General features: G+C 61.1%; 1 pseudogene. It reads right to left on the reverse strand.

Going from position 1 to position 247, the window contains the following annotated elements:
• Positions 1-199: pseudogene (locus CKW40_RS45305) on the reverse strand (hypothetical protein); the annotation flags it as partial.
• Positions 200-247: the final 48 nt, after the last annotated feature.

Below are 247 nucleotides of genomic sequence, written 5' to 3' on the forward strand. Positions count from 1 at the left end.
CCGGGACGGCTTCGACGTCGATGCCGGCATTGACCAGCATCGCCTTGCGGAACGGACTGCCTGAGGCGAGGATGATTTTTTCGGTCATGTTTGGTGCGCCTGGTTGATCGCCGTTAATTGCGGCAGGCCAGAGGGGGTCGGGTCGACTGGGCGCGACCTTCTTGCAACAGATGAAAGCGCGCGTGAAGGATCGCGACATTTTACCTGTTCTTCCCCCGCAGGGCAACGATGGCCGCGGCCGTTTCCT

It is taken from the genome of Mesorhizobium carmichaelinearum, assembly GCF_900199455.1.
GTDB lineage: Bacteria > Pseudomonadota > Alphaproteobacteria > Rhizobiales > Rhizobiaceae > Mesorhizobium > Mesorhizobium carmichaelinearum.